Here is a 15,993-nt window from a genome sequence, read left to right on the forward strand (position 1 = left end):
TGGCCGCGTCCGTTGCCGAGGTGAACGCTTCGGCTGAAGGAGGGCTGTGGAGCGGCGAAGTGGAACGATGGGGTGTTGCGGGCTCGTGAGTGGTGGGGTCGCTCGCGCGTCCGGCCAGCGACGACCGTGAGCGGCGGGGGTGGGTGTGGCCGCAGGGCTGCGGCCGGGCCGGAGCATCGGGCCGGCGCGGTTTGGGGCGCGGCGGTCGTGGCCGGAGCGGCCGGGCGGGGTCAGGTGAGAGAAGCCAGCGCGGCTGCCAAGCGTTGAGTGCGGTCCTTGCGCGCCACCAGGGCGGCGGAGAGGTCGACCGGACGGAAGTGGGTTTTGGTGCCCGGCGCGGCGCGGGCGACGAGGTCCATGTCGGCGCTGATGACGGTGGCGACCATGGCGTAGCCGCCGCCGGAGACGGCGTCGCGGTGCAGGACGATGGGCTGGGTGCCGCCGGGGATCTGGATGGAGCCGACGGCGTAGCCGGCGTCCACGATGTTGGAGGGGTCGGAGCCGGCACCGAAGGGCTGGACGCGGTCGCGCCATTCGACGCCGGGGCCGTCGTAGCGCAGGCCGGCGCGGTCGGCGACCGGGGTGAGGGTCCATTCCTCCTCGACCAGGTTCGCGAGGCCGCGGTCGGTGAGACGGTGGTCGTAGAGGCCCAGCAGCACACGGACGTCCTGGTGTGCGGAAAACACCGGGCGGTGTTCGGGATCGATCACGGAACCGGGAGGCAACGCACCCGGGGCGCCGATCGGCACCACGTCGCCTGCTGCCAGCTTGCGGCCGTGGAAGCCGCCGAGGGCGCCGAGCAAGTAAGTCGAGCGGCTGCCCAGCACGGAGGGGACGTCGATACCGCCGGAGAAGGCCAGGTAGTAGCGCGAGCCACCGCCGATGTAGCCGAAGGACAGTTCGTCGCCTTCCGCCAGCGAAAGGCGGGTCCACTGTGGACGTTCGGCGCCGTTCACCTTCACCGGGACCGGAGCGCCGGTGACCGCGACGTCGAGCGGGGCCAAGGCCCGCAGCACCGGCCCGAGGTACGTGCATTCGAGCAGGGCCTCGCCGTCGACGTTGCCCACCAACGCGTTGGCCAGCTCGGCCGAGTACTGGTCCAAGGCCCCGCCCTGGGGGATTCCGAGGTCGTAGTACCCGATCCGCCCGCGGTCCTGGACAGTCGTGGCCAGCCCGGGCTGGCTGATCTCGATCGCGCGCTCACTCGCCACGGAGCACCTCCAGCAGGGTGGCGTTGTAGGCCTCGGGGTCGGCGACGGCCCGCTCGGTGTCGAACTCGACCGGGACGGTGCGGTAGCGGAACGTGCCGGCCTCGACGTCGGCCTCGATCCGGCGGTATTCCTCTTCGGACACCGGGGTGAACTTCACGATGTCGCCGGGTCGGAAAAACACCATGGATTGTGCGAAATCCGCCAGTTTCTGTGCGGGATCGAAGATCGGTGCCGCGGCGATGCCGAACATCTGGTAGCCGCCCGCGCCGCGCACGGAGTAGATGCAGGCGAAGCACCCACCGTGACCCACCGTCAGCTTCGGGGTGTCCGTGCGCGGGCTCAGGTACTTCGGCACTTCCAGCTGATGTTCGCGTTCCACCAACTGGAACAAGAACGGCAACCCCGCGACGAAGCCGACCATCGACACGATCCACGGCTGCGTGTGATGACGGCGGATGAACTCCGCGGCGTCGGACAACCCATTCACCCGCGCCGCGTAATCGAGATCGGTGCCGGCCGGATCCTGGTGATAACCCTCGCGGAACCGCCCCACGACCTCACGCGTGTACGGATCGTCGTACCACACCGGCACTTCCACGATCCGCGTCGACAACACCGTGTTCGTTTCCGAACGCGTCCGCGCCTCCAGTTCGCGCACCGTGCTCTCCAGCGAAGCCGGCTCCAGCACGTCCGGGTCGAAGCGGATGAGCAGCGACGCGTTGGCCGGGCAGATGTCGACGATCCCGTCGAGTGCCGCCTCGGCCAGGCCCCGGGCGATGCCCATGGCCCGCAGGTTGCCGGGCAGGCTCATCTCCTCGGCGATCTCCACGAACAGGAACTCGTCGCCGCCCCAGGTGTAGCGGGCCGTGGCGGGCAGGGTCTGCGGTGCGCTCACGCCGTCTCCTTCAGCAGTCCGGGAGTCGTCTCGATGAACTTCGTGTGATGCTCCACCGCGGCGAGCTCGGGCCGGGCGAACAGGTCCAGCTGCAGCCCGACCGTCGTCGCGATACCGGTGATCTCCACGCCCCGCAACGCTTCCGTCATCCGCGCGATCGCGGCCGTCCGATCAGGACCGTGCACGATCAGCTTCGCGATCATCGAGTCGTAGTACGGCGCCACCGCGTCACCCGCGGCAACCCCGCTGTCCACGCGCACGCCGGGACCCGAAGGCCACGTCAGCGCCGAGATCGTGCCCGGACTGGGCAGGAAACCGCGGTCCGGGTCCTCCGCGTTGATCCGCGACTCGAACGCGTGCCCGGTGAACGTCACGTCCGGCTGCGCGAGCCCGAGCCCCTCGCCCCGCGCGATCCGCAGCTGCTGCTCGACCAGGTCGATGCCGGTGACCAGCTCCGTCACGGGGTGCTCCACCTGCAGCCGCGTGTTCATCTCGATGAACGCGGCCTCCTGGCGAACCGGGTCGTAGAGGAACTCCACCGTCCCCGCACCGCTGTAGGAACAGGCCTTCGCCAGATCCACCGACGAGTCGCGGATCCGCTCACGGACCGCGTCCGGCAGGTCCGGCGCCGGCGCTTCTTCGAGCACCTTCTGCGAACGCCGCTGCATCGAACAATCCCGGTCGCCGAGGTGGATCACGCGCTCGCCGTCGCCGAGCACCTGCACCTCGACGTGCCGGGCGCGCTCGACGAAGCGCTCCACGTACATCGTGTCGTCGCCGAAGCTCGCCCGCGCCTCCGACCGGGTGAGGTCGAGCGCGCCGAGGAAGTCCGCGGGATCGGTCACGAGCCGGATGCCCCGCCCGCCGCCACCTGCGGAAGCCTTCAGCACCAACGGAAACCCGACCTCACGCGCGACCGCCAGCGGATCCGCCGCAACGTCGAGCGGCCCGTCCGACCCGGCCAGCACCGGCACCCCGGCCCGCCGCGCCGCCTCCCGCGCGGCCACCTTGTCGCCCATCAGCCGGATCGCGGACGGAGCCGGGCCCACCCACGTCAGCCCGGCATCGAGCACGAGCTGCGCGAACCCCGCGTTCTCCGACAGGAAACCGAACCCTGGGTGCACGGCGTCGGCCCCGGTGTCCAGCGCGGCCTGCACCACGGCGGCGCCGTTGAGGTAACTGTCCCGCGCCGGCGGCGGGCCGATGACCACGGCCTCGCCCGCCGTCCGGGCCGCGAGCGAATCACGGTCGGCCTCGCTGCACACCACGACGGTCGCCAGGTCCAGGGCGTGGGCCGTGCGCAGGATCCGTACGGCGATCTCGCCGCGGTTGGCGATGAGCAGCTTGCGCACTAGTCCTCCACCACGACGAGGACTTCGCCCGGGGTGACGGTGCCTCCGTCGGCGACGTTGATCGACACGACCGTGCCCGCGATTTCCGAGCGGATCTCGGTGAACTGCTTCATCACCTCGACGATGCCGACCGCGGCGCCGGCCTCGATGCGGTCGCCGGGCTGCACGAACGGCTCCTTGTCGGGCCCGGGCCGGGTGTAGAAGATGCCCGGGAGCGGGGAGAGGATGTCGGACACGGACCTGCCTTCCTCAGCATTGACGGTCGAGCACGGCGCGGACGGCCGCGGCCACGTCGGGGGAGTTGGGGGCATCGGAGTGCACGCAGACGCTGTCGAAGCGCAGGTCGAGCTCGGTGCCGTCGACGGCGAGCACCGGTTTGCCCTCGGCCGCACGCGAGACGCGTTCGGCCGCCGCCGCGGGATCGGTGCGGGCGGGGCGGCGCAGGATGATCAGGTTCCCGTCGCCGTCGTAGTCGAGGTCGACGTACAGCTCGGCGACGAACTCCACGCCGAGCTCGGCGCACACCGTTTCGTGGGCGCTGCCGGGAATGCCGAAAAACGGCACGCCGTACAGCTTCGCCACGCGCGCTGCGCCCGCCATCAGCTCCGGGTCGCCGGCGAGCATTCCGTAGAGCGCGCCGTGAGGCTTGACGTGATTGAGCGCGGCGCCGTGCTTGGTGAGGAACGCGGTGAGGGCACCCACCTGGTAGAGCATGATCGACTCGACCTCTTCGGCGGTCAGGACCATGCGCCGCCGCCCGAAGCCGGTGAGGTCCGGCAGCCCCGGGTGCGCGCCGATCCGCACGTCGTGCGCGACGGCCGCGGCGACGGTCGCGTCCATGACATCCGGGTCGCCCGCGTGGAAGCCACAGGCCAGGTTGATCACGTCGACGAGATCGAGCAGGGCTTCGTCGTTACCGAAGCTGTGCAGGCCGAGTCCTTCGCCCATGTCGGAATTCAGGGTCGCGGTCATGGTTGGCAACCCTAGGCACCGTGTGGTGCCCGGCACATTGGTCAAAGTGACCTAATCGATCGGCCGTGGTTGTGCGGAGTGCTCTAGCCTGGGCGAGTGCGCGTCTCCGACCTGCTCGAAGATCCCCAGCGTCGCATCGAAATCCGCGTCGCGGGGCCGCCCGGTGCGCTGGAGCGGCCGATCACGTGGTGCGCGCCGACCGAATCGATCGACCCGTCGCCGTTCCTCACGCCCGGCGCGGTGATGCTGACGTCCGGGATGGCCCTCAACGTCACCGACGTCCGGATCTGGGACGCCTACGTCGAACGCCTCGCGAACGTCCCCATCGCCGCGCTCGCCTTCGGCCTCGGGCCGGCGCACGCGACGCTGCCCGAAGGCCTGGTGGTGGCGTGCCGCAACCGCGGGGTGCCGCTGCTGGTGATGCCGGACGAGGTGCCGTTCGTGCTGGTGCAGCGCGACGTGCAGGACCGGCTTTCGGCCGAACGTTACGAAGCCCTGCGGCGCGGCTCCGAGCTGGCCCACGACTGCACGCGCATCGCCGCCGACCAGGGCACGATGCAGGACGTGCTGCACCGGATCAGCGAGGCCGCGGGCGCGCGGGTGTCCATTCAGGACTCGACCGGCGCGACGCTGCTCTCGGCCGGCGACGAGGGCGGGTTCGCGGCCCGCACCGAGTTCACGCTGCCGGGCAACAACCGCGACCGGTTCCGGCTGGTCGTGGAGGAGACCGTGGCGCAGCCCGCGATCCGGACACTGCTCGCGCCCGTCGCCGCGGTCGTGTCCATGCAGCTGAGCACCACGCTCGGCTCGGCCGGGGTCGCGCACTCGCGCAACGCCGGGCGGCTGACCGAAGCCGTGTACGGCAATGACGCCGTGCCCACAGCCGACCTGATCGCTCTGGCCCGCGACGCCGAGCTGGAGCCCTACCAGCGCACGGGCGTGGTCGTGCTGCAGGCCGAGGCGGGGATGTCGACGACCTACCTGCGGTCGGTGTCGTGGCGGGCCCGCGTGATCCTCGCGGGCGAGTTCTCGGCGATGCGGTTCGTGGAGGAGCCGGACCTGTCGACGATCCTGCTGCAGAGCGAGGCGCTCGATCCCGACCACCTCGTGACGGCGGCGCGGGCCGCGGTCGGGCCCGCGCGGTCGGTGTCGGCGGTGGTCGCCACGGCCGAGAACGCCGCCGAACTGGGCCTCGTCCTGCGGATGTGCCGCCGCGCGCTCGGGGAGCCGGGCGTGCACGCGGCGCCGAGCCTCGACTTCGACGCGGTCGTCGACACCCTGCGCCACCCCGGCGCGATCAGCCTGGCCCAGCGCCTGGTCGCACCCCTGTCGCGCTCCGACGACCGCACGCTGCTGACCACCCTCGAGGCCTACCTGCGCCACAGCGGCGCGACGCCCGCGATCTGCGCGGAGCTGTTCATCCACCGCAACACGCTCGCCTACCGCCTCAGGCGGATCCGGGAACTTCTCGCGCTCGACCTGCAGGACGGCCGTGTCCGCGCCACGCTGCTCATGGCGGTGCGGCTCGCGTGACCCGCGGGTCCCGTTTGTGCTGAGTGCACAGTTCGCCCGGCCCCCGCTGGGCAGGTCGCTGCGGGTGTCGAATTCCGCGGTCCGGTAGATATTCGGAACTGACGGCCGCGCGGATTTGGTCCCGGATTCGACAACAACTCCTTACGGAAGAATTGCCGAATCGACTCATCGCCCGACCCTTGCGGCACCGGCAGCGACAGCGGTTCGGCGCCGAGCAGCAGCGCTCCCGCGCCGACGTCTGCGATGTCCAGCGCGGACACCGCCGCTTCCGGCGGCGTGACCTCCAATGCCAACGGGTTCGGCCCGGCGTGTTCCCGGCTGCCGCAAGGGAACGCGCCCGGCTCGCTCGACTCCATGGGCCCGCAGCCGGTCGCGCCGGCCGCGTCGTCGAATCCGTTGCTGACCAAGCTGGTCGCCGCCGTGAAGGCGACCAACCTCGTCGACACGCTCAACAGCCACCAGGGCATCACCGTGTTCGCCCCGGCCGATCCGGCGTTCAACGCCCTGGGCGACGCCAGTTCCAGGAGCTGGCCGGCAACCCGAGTGAGCTCGCCCCGATCCTGCAGTACCACGTGATCGGCAAGCGGTACGACGCCAAGGGCCTCGCGTCCGCCGGCTCGGTGATGTCGCTGAACACCGCCGGCGGCCCGGTGACGGTCGAGGGCACCGGCGACACCATGACCGTCAACGGCGCAAAGATCCTGTGCGGCAACGTCCCCACCAAGAACGCCACGGTCTTCGTGATCGACAAGGTGCTCACGCCGGGGACGAACAAGAGCTGATGATCCACCGGGCTCGCCGAGCGGGTCCGGTGGTTTTTGCTGTGCGCCCTTCAACCGGGGCAGAACGGGCGCGCCGGCCTGATGATGCTTGAACTCCGCAGGATCGGGGTATGAGGACGCTGGATCATGTCGAAGTTCGGAGAAGGAGCGCTGACCGCTGGTGGACTGTCCCGTGCGCTCGAGCCGGACGCGGCGATGACGGCGCTGCCGCTGACCGGCGCCGGCGGTGAGCTGCACAAGGTGCGGTGCTGGACGCGCGAGCACCTGCCCGACGTCGATGCCGACGTGTTGATCGACGTCGTGCAGGTGGTCGACGAGCTGGCCACCAACGCGCTCTCCCACGGCGGGCCGCCGCAGTGCGTGCGCCTGCTGCGGTTGCCCGGCCTGGTCCGCATCGAGGTCGACGACAGCACCCCGGTCCGCGCGGCGCCGCGGCCGCCGGACAACGAGGGTGGCCGCGGACTGCACCTCATCGCCGCGCTGTGTGTTGCCTGGGGTCAGCAGGTCACGACGACCGGGAAGACCGTGTGGGCCGAGCTCGGGCTGGGGCCGGGCAACGGCACCGGTTCGGGAGGGTGACCGGCGGCGGCCGGAAGTGGTGTGATCCCACCATCTTGTGGTGGAATTTTGCCGTGAGTTCTGATCTGGAGCCGGTGGGGCAGGCTGCCAAGGTGGAGCAGCTGGAGGCGGCGCTCGCGACGCGCCCGGTGATCGAGCAGGCCAAGGGCATGCTCATGCTGGTGCGGAGCTGGACCGAGGACGAGGCCTTCGAGGCCCTGCGTGAGGTCTCGCAGCACACGAACGTGAAACTGCACGACGTCGCCACGGTCGTCGTCGCGAGCGGCACGGGCGCGAAGCCCGAGTTGCCGGCCGAGATCGCCGAGGTCGCCGACGTCGTGCTCGCCGAACTGCGGGCAGGCGTCCTGGGCAGCGCCTTCGGCACCGAGACCTGATTCGTCGTGCGGAACGACGCCGGCGAACTGTGACGGCAATGACTTGAATTTTCAAGTCATGCTCGCTGCCGTGAACTCGTGCACCCCGCCAAGACGCCCGTCACCTCGCGTGGCCGCGCCAAGCACGTGATCGCGGTGCTGGTCGTGCCCGATTCCGTGGCGCTGGAGGTCACGGTGGGGCACCAGGTCTTCGGGCCGCGGATGTCCGCGATCGTCGAGCTGACGCGCGACGCCGAGAGCGCCTACGAAGTGGTGCTGTGCGGCGAGCAGCCCCGGCAGGTGCTGTCCTCGGGCGTGGACTTCGGTGAGCTCGCGTCGCTGGACACGCTGCTGACCGCCGTGCTGGTCCCCTGCGTCGAGGATCCGCCGGCCGAGCGCCTGCTGCCGCTGCTGGCGGCCCTGCGAGGCGCGGCCGGGAACGGCGCGCGGATGGTGTCGTTCTGCGGCGGCGCGTTCCTGGCTCGCGCCGGGCTGCTGGACGGACGCCGCGCGACCACGCACCGGCTGTTCACCGAGGAGTTCCGCCGCGAGTTTCCCGACGTCCGCCTCGAGCCCGGCTGCTGGTGACGGCGCCGCGGCGGCCGGGCGCGCAGGCGCGGTTCGTGAAGGACTCCATCCGGATCGCGGGCGAGCCGGCGCTCGGTTCGTTCCTGGCGTGGCTGCGGGAGCACCTCCACGAGCCGCTCACCCTCGGCGGGCTCGCCGGCCACCTGCACCTGAGAGAGCGCAGCCTCGGGCGAAAATTCCGCCACGCCACCGGGATGGCCGTGTTCGACTGGATCAACCGCGAACGCGTCGCGAGCGCGAAGGTGCTGCTCGAAACCACCGAGCACCGAATCTCCGAAATCGCCGCGATGGTGGGTTTCGGCTCCGCGGAAACGCTGCGCCGTCACTTCGAACGCCAGGTCGGCACCACCGCGGGCAGCTACCGGACCACCTTCCGCGCCGCGCTCACCCCGGGCTGACCGGCCGCTAAGATACGACTGGAATTTCTTCCGACCTCACGGGGGATCGATGGCGAGCGAGCGCGTCGGCGCGAAGGATCGTGCGCTCGCCTACGTCAAGGAGCAGGTGCTGTCCGGCGGGTTTCCGGGCGGCGAGCTGATCAGTGAGGGCGAGGTCGCCGAGGCGCTGGGCATGTCCCGGACGCCGGTGCGCGAGGCGTTCCTGCGGCTGGAAGGTGAGGGGCTGCTGCGGCTGTACCCGCAGCGTGGCGCGCTGGTCGTGCCGGTCTCGCCCGACGAGGTCCGCGCGGTGCTGGAGGCGCGGCTCGTGCTGGAGCAGTTCGCGGCCGGCAAGGTCGCGGCCTCGAGGCCGGAGGTGCGCGAAGCCGTCTTCGCGGGCATGGAAGAGCAGCGGGCCAAGCAGCAGGCGGCGGCCGGCCTCGGGGAGTTCCTCGAGGCCGATCGCGCGTTCCACACCGTGCTGGTCGACGCGGCCGCGAACCCGATCCTAGTCTCGGTGCACGGCTCGCTGCGTGATCGGCAGATGCGGATGGTCGGCGAGTCCACCGTGAACGGCCGCGACGGTGCGCGCGACCGCCTCGACGTGATCCTCGAGGAACACCGGGAAATCGCGGAAGCCGTTCACGTCGGGGACGGCGAACGGGCGTGCGAGGCGGTCCGGGTGCATTTGTCCAGCACCCGCAGGGCCCTGGGTGTCACCGAGGACGCGGGGCTGTAGAAAGCCCGGCCATTGTTCAACCGGGGCTCAACTGTTCCGGAGTTATCGTGGCCGCATGGCAGGTGACGCGGATCTCGCCCGGATCGGATTCCTTCTCTCCGACCGAAACCGTGCCGCGATGCTGTTGCTGCTGCTCGACGGACGGCCGCAGCCGGTTTCGGCGTTGATGGCAGAGGTCGGCATCTCGGCGTCGCTGGCGAGCACCCACCTGCGCAAGCTGAAGGACGGCGGCCTGGTCGTCGTCGAGGTGTCCGGCCGCCAACGGCTCTACCGGCTCGCGAGCCCCGTCGCCGACGCGATCGAGGGCCTGCTGCTGCTCGCGCCGCCGGGGCCGGCGAAGTCGTTGCGGCAGGCGACGCGCGGGCGAAAGCTGCGCGAGGCCAGGGTTTGTTACGACCACCTCGCGGGCAGCGTCGGCGTGGCCATCAACGACGCCTTCCTGGCGAAGGGGTTTCTGGTCGAGGACCACGATTCCTACGGCGTTTCAGCCAAAGGACGCGCCGAACTGGCGGCGCACGGGATCGATGTGGACGGGTTGCGCGGTCACGCCCGGCCGTTGGCCCGGCCGTGCATGGACTGGAGCGAACGCCGCAACCACCTCGCGGGCAGCCTCGGCGCCGCAGTGAAGGGCCGGCTGCTCGAACTGGGCTGGATCGACCTGCTCGAGGCGAGCCGCGCCGTCGACCTCACCGAGGCCGGGCGGCGCGAGCTGCGCGATTGGCTGGGTTTCGACCCGGCGTAAGTGTTGCTGTTCAACGCCAGAACGGAGCGAGATGTTCGATGTCAGCGATGTGACGGTGGTCGCCGTCGACGTTTTCGGGACCACTGTGGACTGGCGCACCGGCGTGATCGACGGCGTGGCCGCGATCGCCGAACACCACGAGGCCGAGTTCGACTGCCCCGCCCTCGTCGACGCGTGGCGCGAGCGCTACCTGCCCGCGGTCGGGCAGATCAACCGCGGCGAGCGCGAATGGGCGAACCTCGACGCCGTGCACCGCGAGGCGCTCGACGAGTGCCTGGAGGTGTTCGGCGTCGGCGGGAAGTTCGGCGCCGAGGCGCGCGAGCGCATGGTCCGGGCCTGGTACGCGCTGCCGCCGTGGCCGGACGCCGTCGAGGGGCTGGCCGAGCTGCGCCGCGACTTCGTGGTGGTCGCGCTGTCCAACGGCGGGTTCGCCCAGCTCGTCCACGTGGTGAAAGACGCCGGCCTCGGGTTCGACGCGATCCTGTCGGCCGAGAACGTGGGCGCGTACAAGCCGGACTGCCGCGCGTACACCAACGCCGCGAAGCTCCTGGACGTCGAGCCCCGCACCATCCTCATGGTCGCCGCCCACACCTGGGACATCCACGGCGCTCGCGACGCCGGGTTCCGCACGGCCTTCGTCGAGCGACCGGCGGAAAAGGGCCCTGACCGGCCCGCCGACACCGCCGAGACCACGGACTGCGACCTCAACGCGGTGAGCTTCGCCGACCTTGCGGGCCGGCTGCGCGCTGCGGCGAAGGGCGGTGCAGCCGTTCTCTGAATTTCACTATACGGAATATCAATTACACTTGGTGGAAATTTCTGGCCTTCAGGGCTTGTGGGCCGGTAGGCTGAGAGTTAGCGTTGGTCGGGCTACGACTTGTATCTCAGTCATGTTCCAGACCTCCTCCGAGCACCGGGGAAGGTCTGGACGATCTGGTGGAGGTGGCGACGGTGCCGCAGGGCTTGCACGCCGAGTTCGTCGAAGCCGTGGGTGCCGACGCGGTGGTGTCCGACCCGGTCGCCTTGCGGTCCTACGAATGCGACGGGCTGACCGGCTTCCGCGTCGTCCCGTCGCTGGTTCTGGTGCCGCGCACGGCGGAGGCGGTCGCCGCGGCCGTGCGGGTCTGCGCGAAGCACGACGTGCCGTTCGTCGCCCGCGGTGCCGGAAGCGGGTTGTCCGGCGGCGCGCTGCCGGTGGCCGACGGGGTCGTGATCTCGTTGCAGCGCCTGCGGTCTGTCGTCGATATCGACGTGGTGAACCGGCGTGCGATCGTCGAGCCCGGAGTGACCAATGTGGACATCAGCCGGGCGGCGGCGCCGTACGGGCTGTACTTCGCGCCGGACCCGTCGTCGCAGCAGGTGTGCACGATCGGGGGCAACGTCGCGGAGAACTCCGGCGGCGCCCACTGCCTCAAGTACGGCTTCACCGTCCACCACATCCACTCGGCCGAAGTCGTGCTGCCCGACGGCACGACCACGGTCCTCGGCGGCGACAGCCCGCAGCTGGGCGGGTACGACCTGCTGGGCGCGTTCATCGGGTCCGAGGGCACGCTCGGCATCGCCACGCGCATCACCGTGAAACTGCTGGCCAAGCCGGCCGCTGTGAAGACGCTCGTGGCCGACTTCCCGTCCGTCGAGCAGGCGGGCGACACGGTGAGTGCCGTGATCGAGGCCGGGATCGTGCCCGCGGCGGTGGAGATGATGGACGCGCTGGCCATCGAGGCTGTCGAAGCCGCGGTCGACGCCGGTTACTCGCGCGACGCGGCCGCGGCACTAGTGGTGGAGCTCGACGGGCCGCAGGCGGAGGTCGACGCGCAGTTCGCGCAGGTGAAGCAGCTGTGCGAGGAGTTCGGGGCGACGAAGCTGCGGATTCCGGCGAGCGCCGAGGAGCGGGCGCTGGTGTGGAAGGGCCGCAAGGCCGCGTTCGCCGCGGTGGGGCGGATCAGCCCCAACTACTTCGTGCAGGACGGGGTTGTCCCGCGCACCCAGTTGGCGACGGCGTTGACCCGGATTTCCGAGCTGGCCGCCGGGGCCGGGCTGCGCGTGGCGAACGTGTTCCACGCCGGCGACGGGAATCTGCATCCGCTGGTGCTCTACAGCGAGGCCGCCGGTGAGCACGAGCGGGCGGAGGCGCTCTCGCGGGCCATCGCCGAGCTGTGCGTGGACCTGGGCGGGTCGTTGTCCGGGGAGCACGGGATCGGGACGGACAAGGCGTGTTCGATGCCGCGGCAGTTCAGTGAGGACGACCTGGCCACGATGGCGCGGCTGCGGCACGCGTACGACCCCTCGGGGATCTGCAACCCGGGCAAGCTGCTGCCGACGCCGCGGCTGTGCGGGGAACGGCCGGGTGTCTACAAGCCGCATCCCCTCGAAGCCGCCGGCTTGATCGAGCGGATGTGAGCGGCGTGACTCAGGAGACCACGTTCACTCCGTCCACTGTGGAGGAAGTGCGCGCCGCGGTGGCGGACACCCGGGCGAGCCACCCTCGGCTGCTCGTGGCCGGCGCGGGGACCGCCTCGGGCTGGGGCGCGCCTGCCGCGCCGGCCGACGCGGTCATCGACACGACGTCGTTGACCGGGGTGCTGAAGTACGCGCCTTCGGACTTGACGATCGCGGTTCGGGCGGGCACGCCGTTCACGACAGTTCAGGAGACGCTCGCGGAGGGGGGCCAGCGCGTGGCGCTCGACCCGGCCCGGGCCTGGCGGGGTGCCACGATCGGCGGGCTGCTGGCCACGGCGGATGCCGGGCCGTTGCGCACGGCGTTCGGCAGCCTGCGTGACCTGGTCATCGGGACGACCGTCGTCCTGGGTGACGGCACGGTGGCGCGGTCCGGCGGGCACGTGATCAAGAATGTCGCCGGCTACGACCTTGCGAAGCTGTTCCACGGTTCCCTGGGGACGCTCGGGGTCGTCGCCGAAGTCGTGCTGCGGTTGCACCCGCTTCCCCTGGCGGTGCGCACGGTGGCGGTCGAGGCCGACACGGGCGAGGCGTTCGACCTGGCCGGCAAGGTCGTCATGACGGGCTTGGAAGCGTCCGCCATCGAATGGTCCGGTGGGCAGTTGCTGGTGAAGCTCGAAGGGACGCCGGAGGGCGTCGAGCAGCGCGAACGTGAGCTGTGCCGGCTCGGGGGAACCACAGCCCGCGTGCTCGCGGTCGAGGAGGCGGACGCGGCCTGGGCGGGTGTTGCCGCGAGCGCGGCTGGTGTTCGAGGGACAACAGTTGTGCGAATCGGGACAATGCCGGCCGTCGGCCCGGCTCTGGTGACGAGGATGGTGGCCGCGGGAGCCTCCGTGGCCAGTTCGCTGGCGATCGGCGTCCACACCGTGCAGTTCAACGGCGGTGACCACGACGAACTCCTCGCCCAGTTGCACCAGGAGTTCGGCGCGGCCGTGACCGTGTTGCGCCGCGACGGCCTCTCCGCCGGCCGCGGATGGGGTTCGCCACCGGCGCCGGTGCGCGTGATGCGGGCGATCAAGCGGCAGTTCGACCCGGCCGGACGGTTCGGTGCCGGCCGGTTCTCCCCCTGGCTCGAAGACGAGGAGCGTGCGTCATGACGTCGACACTCGGCAGCTCCTTCGACGAGCACCACCCGCCGAAACGGGAGCTCCTCGACGACTGCGTCCACTGTGGATTCTGCCTCCCCACGTGCCCGACCTACGCGGTCACCGGCCAGGAGATGGAATCGCCGCGCGGGCGCATCTACCTGATGGACCTGGCCGCCAAGGGCGAGATCGGCCTGGACGAGACGTTCGGGCACCACATGGACACCTGCCTGGGCTGCCTGGCCTGCACCACCGCGTGTCCCTCGGGAGTGCAGTACGACAAGCTCATCGAGTCGGTCCGCCCCCAGGTCGAGCGCCACGTGCCGCGCGGCTTGTTCGACAAGGTGTTCCGCGCGCTCGTCTTCTCGCTGTTCCCGTATCCGCGCCGGTTGCGGCTCGCGGCGTTCGGCGGTCTGCTCTACACCCGGCTGGGCTTGCGGGCGCTCGTCCACCGGCTGGGCATCCTGAAGCTGCTGCCGCCCCGCCTCAGGGCGCTGGAAGCCTTGCTGCCGCCGGTGACGCTGCGAGCGTTGCTGGCGAAGACGCCGGAACGCACCCTCAAACCGGCCGGGGAGGCGAGGCTGCGGGTGGGACTGCTCGCAGGCTGCGCGAACCGCGTCTTCTTCGGTGACGTCAACGCCGCCACCATCCGTGTGCTCGCCGCCGAAGGCTGCGACGTCTACGTTCCGCAGGACAACCAGTGCTGCGGTGCATTGTCCGTCCACGCGGGACGAGAAGAAGACGGCCTCACCCGCGCCAAGGCGACCATCGAGATGTTCGAGCGCTACGACCTCGACGTCGTCGTCGCCAATGTGGCCGGCTGCGGGTCCACGCTCAAGGAGTACGGCGACCTCCTCGCGGACGTTCCCGAGTACGCCGAGCGAGCGCGGACCTTCGCCTCGCGGGTGCGGGACATCAACGAACTGATCGCGGACCTCCCCGCGCGCGCCACCCGGCACCCGATGAAGACCAAGGTCGCTTACCACGACGCCTGCCACCTCGCCAACGCCCAAGGAATCCGCCGGCAACCGCGCGAACTGCTGCGCAGTATCCCGGAACTGTCCGTGCACGACATCGCCGAAGCGGAGCTGTGCTGCGGATCGGCCGGGATCTACAACCTGGTCGAACCCGAAACCGCCGAAGAACTCGGCCGCCGCAAGGCGAAGCACCTCGCGGACGTCGAACCCGACGTGGTGGCCACCGCGAACGCCGGATGCCTGCTGCAGATCCGCCGGTTCCTCGACCAGGGGGTCCCGGTGGTGCACCCGATCCAGCTGCTCGACGCGTCCATTCGTGAAGCAGATCCACTCGATCCACCCCAGACGCGTTCCTGAGCGTCGTTTTTCACAGTTCTTCATAGCTTCGTTTTCCAGCGCCGATTGTCCCGGCGTTGATTCACCGCGTCGTTTTTCAGGAGATTTCACATGAGTACGGTGGGTTTCATCGGCCTGGGCATCATGGGCCTGCCGATGGCCGAGAACCTGGTCAAGGCCGGGTACGACGTCGTCGGCTACAACCGCAGCGCGAAGCGGGTCGATGCGCTGGTCGCCGCGGGTGGCCGTGGTGCGTCGAGCATCGCCGAAGCGGTCAAGGGCTCGAACGTCGTGATCACGATGGTGCCGGACTCGCCGGACGTCGCGGCTGTCGCGATGGGCGAAAACGGCATCTTCGAGAACTCGCACCCCGGTCAGCTGCTCATCGACATGAGCACCATCGAGCCGGCCACCGCCCGCGCGGTCGCCGAAGCCGGCGCGAAAGTGGAGGTGCGCGTTCTCGACGCGCCGGTGTCCGGCGGGGAAGCCGGTGCCGTCGAGGGCGTGCTGTCCATCATGGTCGGTGGCGCCGCCGAGGACTTCGCCGCCGCCAAGCCGGTGCTGGAAGCCGTCGGGCGCACCATCGTGCACGTCGGTCCGCACGGTGCCGGCCAGACCGTCAAAGCCGCCAACCAGCTCATGGTCGCCGGCCACCTGCAGCTCCTCGCCGAAGCGCTCGTGCTCGCCGAGGCGTCCGATGTGGACCCGGTGATCGCCGTGGAGGTGCTCGGCGGCGGGCTCGCCGGCAGCACGGTCCTCGACCGCAAGTCGGAGAACATGCTCAAGCGCGATTTCACACCCGGTTTCCGCCTCTCCTTGCACCACAAGGACATGGGCATCGTCACCGCGGCCGCACGGGAAGCCGGGGTGGCGATCCCGCTCGGCAGTGCGGTCGCCCAGTTGATCGTCTCCCTCGTCGCTCGCGGCGACGGCGGGCTCGACCATTCCGGTCTGTTCAAGCTCACCGAAGAGCTCGCGGGCCGGACCCAGTAGGACAGTCACTTGTCAGGAGTGG

17 protein-coding genes and 1 pseudogene are annotated in these 15,993 nt (G+C 70.4%); 13 read left to right on the forward strand and 5 right to left on the reverse strand.

What is annotated here, in order from left to right; translation table 11 throughout:
- Nucleotides 1-230 precede the first annotated feature (230 nt).
- From AB0M56_RS43695 to pxpA, 5 genes are read right to left on the reverse strand one after another with little or no spacing between them, the layout of a single operon-like run.
- A complete protein-coding gene (locus tag AB0M56_RS43695; protein WP_364187510.1) occupies nucleotides 231-1,211 on the reverse strand; it encodes a biotin-dependent carboxyltransferase family protein in 981 nt (326 codons plus the stop codon).
- Nucleotides 1,201-2,106 (reverse strand): carboxyltransferase domain-containing protein, encoded by a 906-nt coding sequence (locus tag AB0M56_RS43700; RefSeq protein WP_364187513.1) that lies wholly within the window; start codon nucleotides 2,104-2,106, stop codon nucleotides 1,201-1,203. The genes AB0M56_RS43695 and AB0M56_RS43700 overlap by 11 nt, the downstream gene beginning before the upstream one ends.
- Complete coding sequence (locus tag AB0M56_RS43705) at nucleotides 2,103-3,458, reverse strand: acetyl-CoA carboxylase biotin carboxylase subunit (RefSeq protein WP_364187516.1); 1,356 nt, start codon at nucleotides 3,456-3,458, stop codon at nucleotides 2,103-2,105. Before AB0M56_RS43705 ends, AB0M56_RS43700 begins: the two co-directional genes overlap by 4 nt.
- A complete protein-coding gene (locus tag AB0M56_RS43710) occupies nucleotides 3,458-3,694 on the reverse strand; it encodes an acetyl-CoA carboxylase (RefSeq protein WP_364187519.1) in 237 nt (78 codons plus the stop codon). The genes AB0M56_RS43705 and AB0M56_RS43710 overlap by 1 nt, the downstream gene beginning before the upstream one ends.
- A gap of 13 nt (nucleotides 3,695-3,707) precedes the next feature.
- Nucleotides 3,708-4,430, reverse strand: a complete 723-nt coding sequence (gene pxpA / locus AB0M56_RS43715) for a 5-oxoprolinase subunit PxpA (RefSeq protein WP_364187521.1) — start codon at nucleotides 4,428-4,430, stop codon at nucleotides 3,708-3,710.
- 96 nt (nucleotides 4,431-4,526) lie between these two features.
- On the opposite strand from pxpA, the gene AB0M56_RS43720 reads away from it, so the two are divergent.
- The 13 genes and pseudogenes from AB0M56_RS43720 to AB0M56_RS43780 all read left to right on the forward strand — a co-directional run bounded on the left by AB0M56_RS43720 (nucleotide 4,527) and on the right by AB0M56_RS43780 (nucleotide 15,971).
- Nucleotides 4,527-5,963, forward strand: coding sequence for a PucR family transcriptional regulator (locus tag AB0M56_RS43720; protein WP_364187524.1), 1,437 nt, complete (start codon nucleotides 4,527-4,529; stop codon nucleotides 5,961-5,963).
- 159 nt (nucleotides 5,964-6,122) lie between these two features.
- Nucleotides 6,123-6,745 (forward strand): annotated as a pseudogene (locus AB0M56_RS43725) (fasciclin domain-containing protein).
- Nucleotides 6,746-6,871: 126 nt separating this feature from the next.
- Nucleotides 6,872-7,324: an ATP-binding protein gene (locus tag AB0M56_RS43730; RefSeq protein WP_364187526.1), complete on the forward strand. Its 453-nt coding sequence runs from the start codon at nucleotides 6,872-6,874 to the stop codon at nucleotides 7,322-7,324.
- A gap of 53 nt (nucleotides 7,325-7,377) precedes the next feature.
- Entirely contained in the window at nucleotides 7,378-7,698 is a 321-nt protein-coding gene (locus tag AB0M56_RS43735; protein WP_364187529.1) for an ANTAR domain-containing protein, read from the forward strand.
- A 78-nt stretch (nucleotides 7,699-7,776) separates the two neighbouring features.
- Complete coding sequence (locus AB0M56_RS43740) at nucleotides 7,777-8,265, forward strand: hypothetical protein (RefSeq protein ID WP_364187532.1); 489 nt, start codon at nucleotides 7,777-7,779, stop codon at nucleotides 8,263-8,265.
- Nucleotides 8,266-8,300: 35 nt separating this feature from the next.
- A complete protein-coding gene (locus tag AB0M56_RS43745) occupies nucleotides 8,301-8,663 on the forward strand; it encodes a helix-turn-helix domain-containing protein (protein ID WP_364187534.1) in 363 nt (120 codons plus the stop codon).
- A 49-nt stretch (nucleotides 8,664-8,712) separates the two neighbouring features.
- Nucleotides 8,713-9,381, forward strand: coding sequence for a GntR family transcriptional regulator (locus tag AB0M56_RS43750; RefSeq protein ID WP_364187537.1), 669 nt, complete (start codon nucleotides 8,713-8,715; stop codon nucleotides 9,379-9,381).
- Between the two features lie 55 nt (nucleotides 9,382-9,436).
- Nucleotides 9,437-10,123, forward strand: coding sequence for a winged helix-turn-helix domain-containing protein (locus tag AB0M56_RS43755; RefSeq protein ID WP_364187539.1), 687 nt, complete (start codon nucleotides 9,437-9,439; stop codon nucleotides 10,121-10,123).
- A 31-nt stretch (nucleotides 10,124-10,154) separates the two neighbouring features.
- On the forward strand, nucleotides 10,155-10,901 hold the full coding sequence (locus AB0M56_RS43760; RefSeq protein ID WP_364187542.1) for a haloacid dehalogenase type II: 747 nt from the start codon (nucleotides 10,155-10,157) through the stop codon (nucleotides 10,899-10,901).
- A gap of 173 nt (nucleotides 10,902-11,074) precedes the next feature.
- Nucleotides 11,075-12,523: an FAD-linked oxidase C-terminal domain-containing protein gene (locus AB0M56_RS43765; protein ID WP_364187544.1), complete on the forward strand. Its 1,449-nt coding sequence runs from the start codon at nucleotides 11,075-11,077 to the stop codon at nucleotides 12,521-12,523.
- A 5-nt stretch (nucleotides 12,524-12,528) separates the two neighbouring features.
- Nucleotides 12,529-13,677 (forward strand): FAD-binding protein, encoded by a 1,149-nt coding sequence (locus AB0M56_RS43770; protein WP_364187546.1) that lies wholly within the window; start codon nucleotides 12,529-12,531, stop codon nucleotides 13,675-13,677.
- Complete coding sequence (locus AB0M56_RS43775) at nucleotides 13,674-14,999, forward strand: heterodisulfide reductase-related iron-sulfur binding cluster (protein WP_364187549.1); 1,326 nt, start codon at nucleotides 13,674-13,676, stop codon at nucleotides 14,997-14,999. Before AB0M56_RS43770 ends, AB0M56_RS43775 begins: the two co-directional genes overlap by 4 nt.
- 90 nt (nucleotides 15,000-15,089) lie before the next feature.
- A complete protein-coding gene (locus tag AB0M56_RS43780) occupies nucleotides 15,090-15,971 on the forward strand; it encodes a 2-hydroxy-3-oxopropionate reductase (protein WP_364187551.1) in 882 nt (293 codons plus the stop codon).
- Nucleotides 15,972-15,993: the final 22 nt, after the last annotated feature.

Source organism: Amycolatopsis sp. NPDC051372, assembly GCF_040682095.1.
GTDB lineage: Bacteria > Actinomycetota > Actinomycetes > Mycobacteriales > Pseudonocardiaceae > Amycolatopsis.

Coding starts and splice junctions, on each gene's coding strand:
- pxpA (WP_364187521.1), bottom strand. CDS start 4,430: ATGACCGCGACCCTGAATTCCGACATGGGCGAAGGACTCGGCCTGCAC.
- AB0M56_RS43730 (WP_364187526.1), top strand. CDS start 6,872: ATGTCGAAGTTCGGAGAAGGAGCGCTGACCGCTGGTGGACTGTCCCGT.
- AB0M56_RS43750 (WP_364187537.1), top strand. CDS start 8,713: ATGGCGAGCGAGCGCGTCGGCGCGAAGGATCGTGCGCTCGCCTACGTC.
- AB0M56_RS43755 (WP_364187539.1), top strand. CDS start 9,437: ATGGCAGGTGACGCGGATCTCGCCCGGATCGGATTCCTTCTCTCCGAC.
- AB0M56_RS43760 (WP_364187542.1), top strand. CDS start 10,155: ATGTTCGATGTCAGCGATGTGACGGTGGTCGCCGTCGACGTTTTCGGG.
- AB0M56_RS43775 (WP_364187549.1), top strand. CDS start 13,674: ATGACGTCGACACTCGGCAGCTCCTTCGACGAGCACCACCCGCCGAAA.
- AB0M56_RS43780 (WP_364187551.1), top strand. CDS start 15,090: ATGAGTACGGTGGGTTTCATCGGCCTGGGCATCATGGGCCTGCCGATG.